This is a genomic window from Tropicimonas aquimaris, assembly GCF_042676185.1.
Classification (GTDB): Bacteria; Pseudomonadota; Alphaproteobacteria; order Rhodobacterales; family Rhodobacteraceae; genus Tropicimonas; species Tropicimonas aquimaris.
This window is the reverse complement of sequence record NZ_JBHTJT010000033.1, coordinates 1-8827: the sequence shown is the minus strand read 5'-3', so window position 1 is coordinate 8827 and position 8827 is coordinate 1. Positions and strand designations below refer to the sequence as shown.

Sequence of the window (8827 nt, the reverse complement as noted above, 5' to 3'; positions counted from 1 at the left end):
AGATGGAACCAAGGCGGGTCATGCACTAACAATCAAACCGGACCAGTCAGATCAGGCTCCCCACTTTCGGCCCCGCACAACCATCATCGGCCCATGGAAGGCCTGATGGTTCGGGAGGTGAACTTGGGTACGCAAACAGGCGGATGCGCAGATGGCGCTTCGCTATCCGTTTGACGCGGTAATCTTCGCAGTGCTGGCGGGATTGATCGGACTATCGGAAGAGGTCTGGCAACAGCGTTTGTCCGCTCCCGTGCATCCAAGAGCGGCGCCGTGTTCCAGAGGCACAACCTTCGACGGGTAGACGGCGCAAATCCATCTCGCCCGTCAGCGCATAGACGTTAGGCTGGCCAGTTTTTTTCTATAACCGTGCTGCTTTCGGTTCCTTCGCTCATCGCTGGCTTGCCTCAGAGAGCCCTTAATCCCTGGCCGAAGCGGCTCGCCCTTCAATGTCCTGCCCGCTCCAAAAATCCGTGTTGAACATGAAGGCCGATCCTTTGCTTCGGCCTTGCGGGAGGGCGTTAGCAAGCCAACGACAAGCAAAGGAGAAACATCATGGCACGCGAAAAAACCAACCAAAACCTGCCCCTGAATGCGCCCGACTATCTGGCGTGGCACGTCACCCAGAAAGGCGACAAAGCCTACTGGAACAAGGTCGGAGCCGCATGGAAGCACAAGGACGGGCGCGGCTACACGCTCCAGCTTGAGACTTGTCCCATCAATGGCCGCATCGTTCTGCGCCTGCCGCTGGAAGATGCCCCCGAAACCGCAAACGACGCGGGGCGCGCATGAGCGCCCCGCAAGACTTCGCTATTCTTTGGGACGGCATCCCGGTGGAGATCACCTATCACCAGCGCCGCTGGAATTCGGATTTCGACCACATCGAACTGCGCGTCCCAGACGGCCACATCCTGCCCGTCACCGAGACCGGCTACCGTTCGCACTTTCTTCTAAGCGGCATTGCCCAGGAATATGGCGGCGTCCCTGCCTTCGTCAGCGCATGGCTAGACCACGAGGCCAAGAGCCCAGAGTGGCAAGCACGCAAAGACGCCGCCCGCCAGATGTCGCTGTTCTGATCGCGGCTTTGGCCGACAGCTTTAGCTGGCGGCCTGATCGGCAGGGCCGCGCTTGGCAGCGGAAGCCGCTGCCCGTAGCATTGCGCCCAAACCAACCAAGAGCGCAAAGAATGAGCGGTGTATTCTATACCTATGTCTGGGGAACGCATGGCGAGCGGGGCAGCCCGCTTACCTTCACCAGCAAACAAAACCGCACCGCCGCGATCCGCAGCACGCAGGGAGGCGATCTTGTCTTCGGCGTGGTGAGCCGAAGCCCCGGCGATCCTGACGTGCAAATCCCGGACGCCATCAAGGGACGCGTCATCAATGTCTGGCAGATCAGCCATTCGGCGGCTGACACGGCAGAGTTTGGGATCGAGGCCAGAAACGCCTGGGATAAGCTGGAAGACGGCAGCTATCGCTGGCCCTTCGCTCTTCAGCCGATCCGCACCTGGATCATTCGGGACGCGCCCGAGTTTCGGGACTTGCCGGGATACACTCCGGCAACCCACACGCAGCGCGCCATCACGACCGTGCAGGAAGTCAGCGAAAACTTGGCCGCAACGCTCAAAGACCTGCTGCAAACCAATGGTGAAGAACTTGAGGTGATGACGCCGCGCTATTTGACGATGGCCAATCGCGTGCAGCAACTTCGCCAGAAACATCCGTTCGCGCTGAACGGCTACAGCGTTCAGCCGAATGCCGAGGCGACCAACAGCATTTACATTGCCACGCTAGGTAAAGGCGGGCGAACCTTGAAAATTGGTCATGCCCAAGACGCCGCAAGCCGCGTGGCCGAATTCAACAAATATCGCCTGTCATCCGAGCCTCAATGGATTCTTCACACCGATCAGGCCATCGGCAGCGTTCAAGATGCCATTGAGATTGAGAAATATCTTGGCGAGCTTTTTGCAAGATACCGCACTGAGCCCAACAACAACGAAGTCTATGTCGGTCTGGACGCCATTGACGTGGCGTTGAAGCTCGCCACTGCCCAAGTCAAGAAGTAGCGCGCCACTTGAGCCGGTAGTCAGTCGGCAATTACCCACTGAATGCGCTCCCCCCAGCCAGGATGATATCCGAGCGCGCTGCCAAGCCCTTTCGATCATCGGCATGTGTTCATCGTCCCAGATGCCGTTTTCCTTTCGTTTGGTGTTCCACCCTTCCAGCAGATTTACCGCTAACCCTGGCAGAGCCCACTTGCCGGTCAATCGAGCTGCCCGCACCAGCGGCTTCGCCGCCCGTGTTGCCCATGACCGCCTGCGCTTACGCCCCTGCCGTTTCGGGAGCGTCCATCAGGACGAAACCCAAGAAACGAAAGGAAAAAGCTATGGGACTAGATATGTATGCGATGATTTCAGATGAGAGCTTTGAGCGCGAGGTTGATTTCAAGCCCGGTCAGAATGTGGGGGAGCTGCACTACTGGCGCAAGCATCCCAACCTGCACGGCTGGATGAAAGCGCTCTACTTCGCGAAGGGCGGCGAGCAGCCGGATTTCAACTGCACGCCCGTCACCTTGACCGAAGCCGATCTGGCAAGGCTGGAAGCCGACATCAAGGCTGGGAACCTGCCGCCGACAGAAGGCTTCTTCTTCGGTGCGTCCGATGGATCGGAATCCGAAGACGATCTGGCCTTCATCGCCAAGGCGCGGGAAGCCATCGCCGATGGCGATACCGTCTACTACTACGCGTGGTGGTAGTCCCCGCACGAGCGCCGCCCGATCCGGGCGGCGCTATTCCGGCATGTGATCTTCGTCATCAAGCCAGTCATCGCGGCGAGCGCGCGGCTTGAATTCCGGCACCAGCACATCGGGCTTTTGCTTGTGACGCGCATGCGCCAGCCGAATGGCGAGGCGCACCATGTCGTCTGCCGCCAGATGGAAATGCTGGCGGAGTTCATCAAGCTGGACGGCATGCGCTTCATCTAGGTTGAGCATCAGTATGTGTCGCATAGCTTTCTCCTTTCTTTGCTTCAGCGCTCAAAGCCGGGGCCGCGATCCCGCATGCGGGTTCGCTCGCGCCCCTTGTTGTCGCGCTGTTCTCGGGTTTTTTGAGCGGTATCCATTTTCCTGCCATGGGCCGCCGCTGCGTCCTTCGGCATGACCGTTGGATTCTTTCCCTGCTTCATGAGCAGGTAATTGGCGATCTGCTGGCGAACGGCGACGAGTTCCTGCAAGCGCTCTTCACGCTGCTTTCGGATGGCCTCTTGCAGCCGCTGGCGCTCATCCAGTTGCTTGGCGATCATCTTGTCGCGCTCTGCCTGATCGCGGCGCAGGGCTTGCCATGCGTCATGTTCGTTCTGCGCTTTCAACTCGGAATACTTGCCCGTCAGGCGACTCCACAACTTGCCGAAGCCTTTCTGCGGCAGACGCGCTGCCCGCGCTGCGGCTTCTCGGGCTTCGCGGCCCTTGTGGAGTTCTGCCAGGCCGTTGCGCTCGATCCGGTGACGTTCGACCATTTGCGTGCGGCGGAGCTCCAGCGTCGGGCGGAGACGCTTGTAGCCCTCTTCAAGCTGCTTCTTGTGGTCTCGCAGATTGTCGGCGACCAGTCCTGCGATCTTCTGACGCTGATCTTCGACAGACGGCAAAGCATCCGCGCCCTTAAAACGGGCCGTTACATCCTTGGCCTTCACCCCCGACCAGCGGGATAGAGCATAGGCTTCGCCGCGATAATCCACGGCAACGACGCCCCGCCGATCTCCTTGCGCCAGATAGTAGCCGCGCACTTCCAAGGCGGCTTTGAGCGCATCAACAGAGTCCGAGCGCTCCCAGCAATCCTTGAAGAGCGCTTTGATGATCTTGGGGTCTTGCTTGGTCCGCTGGGCTTGTTGCCATTCATCGCGGGTGAAGGTGAGCGGATTCTTGGCCGCACGATCCAGCATGCCCTTGGGCATGTCCCAACCATGGCGCAGGTACAGCTCTTGCGAGACATCCATCAGCCTGCGTTTTGTGAAGGAAAGCTGCCGCGCGGTCATCGTATCGGTGTCGATCCGCGACCAGACCGCATGGGCATGCCGCCGTCCTTCCTTTTCATGGAAAACGACAGCGCGCGGTTGGCCGCTGAGGCCAAGCTTCAACTCTGCCATTTCGATGGCGGTTTCGAAGGTGGCGACATCAACATGGGCGTCTTGCGGCGGGCTTAGGCTGAGCGAGAAGAGATGCTGCTGGCAGCGCGTACCCTTGGCAATCGCCTCGGATTCTCTCAGCGCCTCATGCAGATCATCTTCGTTCATGAAGCCGCGCAACTCATGAAGCTCGACATGCTCGTTGTCGCGCGTGTTCATCAGATGCTTGGCCAGATTGGCTGCGTTGCCGCGTTGGTTGCCTTTCAGGATCATGACGGGCCTCCGTTCGAGAGGCTGCCAAGCGCGCGCAGTAACTCTCTGCGCAGCGCTTCGACATCTGCGCAGGCCTGGCGGAGTTCGTCTTCGAGTTCCGGCGACACGGGCAAAGCGCCCATATTCGCCGCGCGCGCGATCTGATTCAGGTTTTGAGACAGGCGGGACTTGCCGAGCGCGCCAAGAACGCGGCCCAAAGCTTCATGGTCTTTGACCGGATTGGTGTTGCGGCGGCGGACCTTCTCCAACGGCTCATCGAAGAGCTTGGCCTTGATGTACGCGCCAAGAGGCACGCCGTTTGCTGCGGCGCGCAAAAGGGCCTTCTCTTCGAAGGACAGCCGGAGCGAGAACGGGGCCTCGCGCTTCAGCTTGGGTTTGGCGGCTGCTACCGCATTGAAATCACGTTCCGAAATGCTCATGACCGCACCTCGGATTGTTGTCCTGAGTTACGGTGTTAGAGGCTTCAACGGCTCTGAGATGGCGCTCCCACTCTTCCAGAGTGGCGAAGAAAGTGTTCGAACTTTCTCCGCTTAGGCGCGCCATCATAAAGTTCCAAATTGTTGAAAATAAATTGTTTTTCTAGGCCTCTTTGTATCGGGTCCCCCATTTGTTCCCCCATTGGGGCGCCGTGCCTGAGATCTGTTTGCGGCCCTTTAGTTGCACCATTGCTGGTGAAGCCGTGGGCAAGATGTCCGACTACAGACGAAATTCGCCGTAAGGCCCTCAGCTATGAGTGTGGTTACCACATCTGTTCCATCAACACGAAGGTAGGCGCAGGTGCGGCCGTAGTTGCAACGGCTGGATCCTTGAGTGTCCGGCTTGCATGCGCAGGCAAAGCGAGCGTCGAATTTTCGAATCGCGGATGAGTGCAGGTACCGAAGCGACCGGTTGCCGGTCCTGGCAATGCCGGGATTGAAGCCCCCCCCCTTTCTTCTGCTCCGCGAGAAAAACCGGCGCCGCGCGGATAGCGCGACGCCGGGATGTTTATCAATTAACTCGCTGCACCTCGCCTCTAAAAACCCAAGGGGCAGGTGCCAAATTCACAAGTCAAAGAGGGGCAGGAGACTCATTCACGACTTGAACCATCCAAGGGCTCGGTACACAACGTTGCCCCTCTGACATTGACTATGCCCCATGGTGCGTCGGGTTTCATGATGCTCAATAGTGCAATCGTGGCGTGCCATGCCGGGACGATCTCTCCTCGCCGGTGCCATTGTGCGGCCGCTTGATCAAATGCCACGATCTGGACAAGTCGATGCCGCGGTCTCGACCGGCTCGATTCCTGGCATTCATGGACGAAATGCCCGCGGCAGGCGATCTATCGTTCATGCCAATGTGTGCGGCCAGCCGAAGCCGGAAGCACCCATCGGCCGCGCCCGCTGAGTGCAAGCCGGTTAATGACCAATCGACTGATGAGACGCTGAAGAAGCGGTCATTCGATTTCGTCGCTCAGTTGACCGTGCAAAGGCCCTTGTCGCTCGGCCTGATACGTCGAAGGGCTTGGCTTAAATGCCGACTTCGCAGACATCTTACGGTTTTGATCGGATGTCCGGTGCGTTGAAAAAGTGGACATCTCAGAAATCGCTTGATCTCTGGTTCTCACGGCCCTGTCCAAACGGTTTTTGGGGCTATGGCAGCCCTGCACCGCGGCACAGTGTGAGAAAGTCCTCCGTTGCCGCAGCGCCCCGAATGGGATGATCATCGAGATATGCGCGTGCGCTGAAGCCCGGTGAACGTTCCAGGACGGCCTTTGCCGAAGGGCCCGGATCATGTCCGGAACCGAAGACGGCAAGTGCCTTGAACAGACGCGTTTGCAGGAAGTCGGGTGCACGCGTCGCCGCATCGAGCGCCCGTTCATACTCTTTGGCAAACACAGCCACGCGCAGGACCGAGAGATTGTGCATGCGTGAGCCTTTGCTCAGCAAGGCTAGGGCATCGTCTATCATACGGGTTGCGCGGTCAGGCTGACCGAGAATGCTGGCGACGTAGTTGGCGCAGGAGATTTGCACATCCGCCTGCCGGCGCCCAAGGTCGATGGCGCGCTCGAGTGCGCAGCGCGCTGCGTTCATGTCGTCGCGCACGGCATTGACGGCCGCCAGTTCCATCTGCGCGACGGCATCGAGAGGGTCGAGACGGGCCGCGCGCTCGTAGGCGTCGAGCGAGCTTATGCGGTGGCTGGGGCGGTCGGCCTCGTCGCACCAGCCTTCCATCGCGATTTGCCAATGCACCCACCCGTAGACGAGCCAGCCACGCGCAAAGGCCGGGTCGATTTCGACTGCCCTTTCGGCGAGCCGCAGGGCCTTGGCGGTCCAGTCCCGACGGAAGACGATCTCCAGATCGAAGGCGAGCCGGTAGAGTTCCCAGGTTTCGAGATTGGCCGGTGGGCGCCGGGTGAGGCGTCGCCGTTCCGAGAGTGACAAGGGGCCTGCCGCCCCGCCGATCGCCGAGGCGATGCGGGCCGTCAGGTCTTCTTGCAGGTCGAGAAAGTCGCCGATAGGCCGGTCATACCGTTCGGACCAGATGGGCGGGCCGCCAATCTGCGACAGGCGCAGGTTCACCCGCACATTCTGCTCGGAGAGCTGCACGGAGCCGTCGAGTTCGTAGCAGGTATCGTCCGATTCGGTGGGCTGTTCGGACAGAACAGCAAGGTCGGGGAGCCGGGCAAGGTCTGTCACCAGGTCGTCGGTGAGACCCCGCGCCAGCAGCCCGCCGCGGTCCGTGTCGCTGAGGTTCTTGAAGGGGCAAACCACGATGCTCGGCAGACGGGAGGCAGGGAACGTGGGTGCGTCCTCGCCGGCGTTCCGAAGTTCGATGCCACCAAGATAACGGTAGCCACGCCTAGGCACGGTCTCAATGAAGCGCGGGGTGCGCGGGTTGTCGTTCAGGGCGACCCGAAGGTCGTGGACGTATTCGCGAACCAGGCTCTCGGTCACGTAAACGTCGCCCCAGATCGCCTCGAAAACTTCTTCCTTGGTCACCAGCCGGTTCGGCTTCTCGACGAGCAACCGAAGCAACTGGAAGGCCTTGTTGGTGATTGGCACGTTTTCCCCGCCCTTCCACAGGCGTTCGTCGCCCAAGTCGAGAATGAAGCCAGGTTTTGTCATTTTCTACTTGCTACCAGCTGTCTGCCAAGTGTCGCGGGTGCCCTACCCGTTGCACAGTATAGCACACCAGGCGCCTCGGTCGGTTCGGCGCTGCCATGAGGCGCTAGTTCGGCAAGACGGCATGGATCTCTGACGTGATACCCGGCTCACAGGCATTGCCCGTGGCGCGCCACATCGGGTTGTTCAACGAGATGTCGCACTTGGCCTCGAAGGAGCGTCCATCGACGGTGAGGCAGCTCAGCTCCTCGACGTCCACACGGACACCCCGGTTCGTGCAGAAGTAGTCTGGATAGGCGTGACCCGCCGCCGGTTCCGTGCGGACGAATACGTCGGCGGCGAGGCCGGGGGGCGCCTGTCCAAGAAGCGCGCTAGCAAGCAAGGCCGTCCCGAAAGCAGTCAGTTTCCGTTTCATTCTGGTTCTCCCAATGAGTTCCTGTCAGTCACATTGGAAGTCTGGAGGATCGGGCCAGGTCCTGTGTGGGGTGGGTGTTGATTCTTTGTGGAGTTGTCCTTTTGGTGCGTGGTGAGTGCTAGCGATGCGGAAGACATTGCGGCCACTGCTACCTGCTTTCCCGACATACGCAAATGGCGCGCAATGTCTGCAACGCGCAGTTAGCTGCCTGTCGGTCTGGGTTCACAGGACGGCGCTTTGGTCCAGCACTTGGTGGTTTTTGCAGCTACCGCCAATGTCCGCTTTCCGATGGATGAACCTACTTCAGCGCTCCAAACCCGATGCTGCGTGTTTGCTTGGCTTTCGCCTACCGTCTCCGTTGCGCCTCCGCTATCCGCTGCCGGCCTTCCTCGGTCTTCGGCCCGGTCGAGAGCCCGCCGTGGAGCCGGCAGCGCTTCTTCCCCGGCTCGGACTTTGCCCTGCATTGCGTGCCTTTCCGAGTCCTGGCACCGCAGATGACCCGACGGTTGGCAATGCGCAGGAGGGTCGCTCGCGTGCTGCCTGAGAAGAAACGTTTGATGAAGTCGGTGTCCGTCTCCCGGTCCAAGACCCCATGACGCGTGCGCGCGATTGGTGTCCGGAAATCCCGCCACCCGAACGCCTTCGCAATCCGGCTCATCGCCCATGAGCGAGGGTCGACTTCGGCCTTGCTCTCCCAGTACTGGACAGTCGTGCGGTCGATCTCGGCGCGCCGCGCAAGTTCGCGCTGGCTCCAGTGCATCTCTCGCCGGGCTTCTTTGAGATCGGCGCCGGTCATTGCCTGTTCATCCGCCGTTGGCGCGCCGCACGTTTGCGGCAGCCTTCGCAACAGAACCTGGCATCGGCCCGACGGTAGAGCGGGATCGGCTCGCAGCACCAAGCACACTTCCATCCGGTCCACCTGA

At 60.3% G+C, this 8827-nt stretch carries 10 protein-coding genes; 4 read left to right on the top strand and 6 right to left on the bottom strand.

All coding sequences use genetic code 11. The features are described from left to right. Positions 1-552 precede the first annotated feature (552 nt). The 4 genes from ACFQ2S_RS16015 to ACFQ2S_RS16000 all read left to right on the top strand — a co-directional run bounded on the left by ACFQ2S_RS16015 (position 553) and on the right by ACFQ2S_RS16000 (position 2751). Positions 553-789 carry a hypothetical protein gene (locus ACFQ2S_RS16015; RefSeq protein WP_386075970.1) on the top strand — a complete coding sequence of 79 codons (237 nt, stop codon included), beginning with the start codon at positions 553-555 and terminating at the stop codon, positions 787-789. Then, positions 786-1073 carry a hypothetical protein gene (locus ACFQ2S_RS16010; RefSeq protein ID WP_386075968.1) on the top strand — a complete coding sequence of 96 codons (288 nt, stop codon included), beginning with the start codon at positions 786-788 and terminating at the stop codon, positions 1071-1073. The genes ACFQ2S_RS16015 and ACFQ2S_RS16010 overlap by 4 nt, the downstream gene beginning before the upstream one ends. Positions 1074-1183: 110 nt before the next feature. Beyond that, positions 1184-2062, top strand: coding sequence for a GIY-YIG nuclease family protein (locus ACFQ2S_RS16005; protein ID WP_386075966.1), 879 nt, complete (start codon positions 1184-1186; stop codon positions 2060-2062). 332 nt (positions 2063-2394) lie between these two features. Then, complete coding sequence (locus tag ACFQ2S_RS16000) at positions 2395-2751, top strand: phosphoglycerate kinase (protein WP_386075964.1); 357 nt, start codon at positions 2395-2397, stop codon at positions 2749-2751. 33 nt (positions 2752-2784) lie between these two features. Here the strand turns inward: ACFQ2S_RS16000 and ACFQ2S_RS15995 are convergent, their stop codons facing one another. The 6 genes from ACFQ2S_RS15995 to ACFQ2S_RS15970 form a co-directional block, all read right to left on the bottom strand. Then, positions 2785-3003 (bottom strand): hypothetical protein, encoded by a 219-nt coding sequence (locus tag ACFQ2S_RS15995; protein WP_386075962.1) that lies wholly within the window; start codon positions 3001-3003, stop codon positions 2785-2787. A gap of 20 nt (positions 3004-3023) precedes the next feature. Continuing rightward, complete coding sequence (locus ACFQ2S_RS15990; RefSeq protein WP_386075960.1) at positions 3024-4388, bottom strand: relaxase/mobilization nuclease domain-containing protein; 1365 nt, start codon at positions 4386-4388, stop codon at positions 3024-3026. Further along, a complete protein-coding gene (locus ACFQ2S_RS15985; protein ID WP_386075959.1) occupies positions 4385-4807 on the bottom strand; it encodes a hypothetical protein in 423 nt (140 codons plus the stop codon). Before ACFQ2S_RS15985 ends, ACFQ2S_RS15990 begins: the two co-directional genes overlap by 4 nt. A 1209-nt stretch (positions 4808-6016) precedes the next feature. Further along, positions 6017-7465, bottom strand: coding sequence for a winged helix-turn-helix domain-containing tetratricopeptide repeat protein (locus tag ACFQ2S_RS15980; protein WP_386075958.1), 1449 nt, complete (start codon positions 7463-7465; stop codon positions 6017-6019). A gap of 130 nt (positions 7466-7595) precedes the next feature. Beyond that, positions 7596-7904, bottom strand: a complete 309-nt coding sequence (locus tag ACFQ2S_RS15975) for a hypothetical protein (RefSeq protein WP_386075956.1) — start codon at positions 7902-7904, stop codon at positions 7596-7598. A gap of 346 nt (positions 7905-8250) precedes the next feature. Continuing rightward, a partial coding sequence (locus ACFQ2S_RS15970) for an HGGxSTG domain-containing protein (RefSeq protein WP_386075954.1) occupies positions 8251-8827 on the bottom strand: 577 nt, incomplete at its 5' end.

Coding starts and splice junctions, on each gene's coding strand:
- ACFQ2S_RS16015 (WP_386075970.1), top strand. CDS start 553: ATGGCACGCGAAAAAACCAACCAAAACCTGCCCCTGAATGCGCCCGAC.
- ACFQ2S_RS16010 (WP_386075968.1), top strand. CDS start 786: ATGAGCGCCCCGCAAGACTTCGCTATTCTTTGGGACGGCATCCCGGTG.
- ACFQ2S_RS16005 (WP_386075966.1), top strand. CDS start 1,184: ATGAGCGGTGTATTCTATACCTATGTCTGGGGAACGCATGGCGAGCGG.
- ACFQ2S_RS16000 (WP_386075964.1), top strand. CDS start 2,395: ATGTATGCGATGATTTCAGATGAGAGCTTTGAGCGCGAGGTTGATTTC.
- ACFQ2S_RS15995 (WP_386075962.1), bottom strand. CDS start 3,003: ATGCGACACATACTGATGCTCAACCTAGATGAAGCGCATGCCGTCCAG.
- ACFQ2S_RS15990 (WP_386075960.1), bottom strand. CDS start 4,388: ATGATCCTGAAAGGCAACCAACGCGGCAACGCAGCCAATCTGGCCAAG.
- ACFQ2S_RS15985 (WP_386075959.1), bottom strand. CDS start 4,807: ATGAGCATTTCGGAACGTGATTTCAATGCGGTAGCAGCCGCCAAACCC.
- ACFQ2S_RS15975 (WP_386075956.1), bottom strand. CDS start 7,904: ATGAAACGGAAACTGACTGCTTTCGGGACGGCCTTGCTTGCTAGCGCG.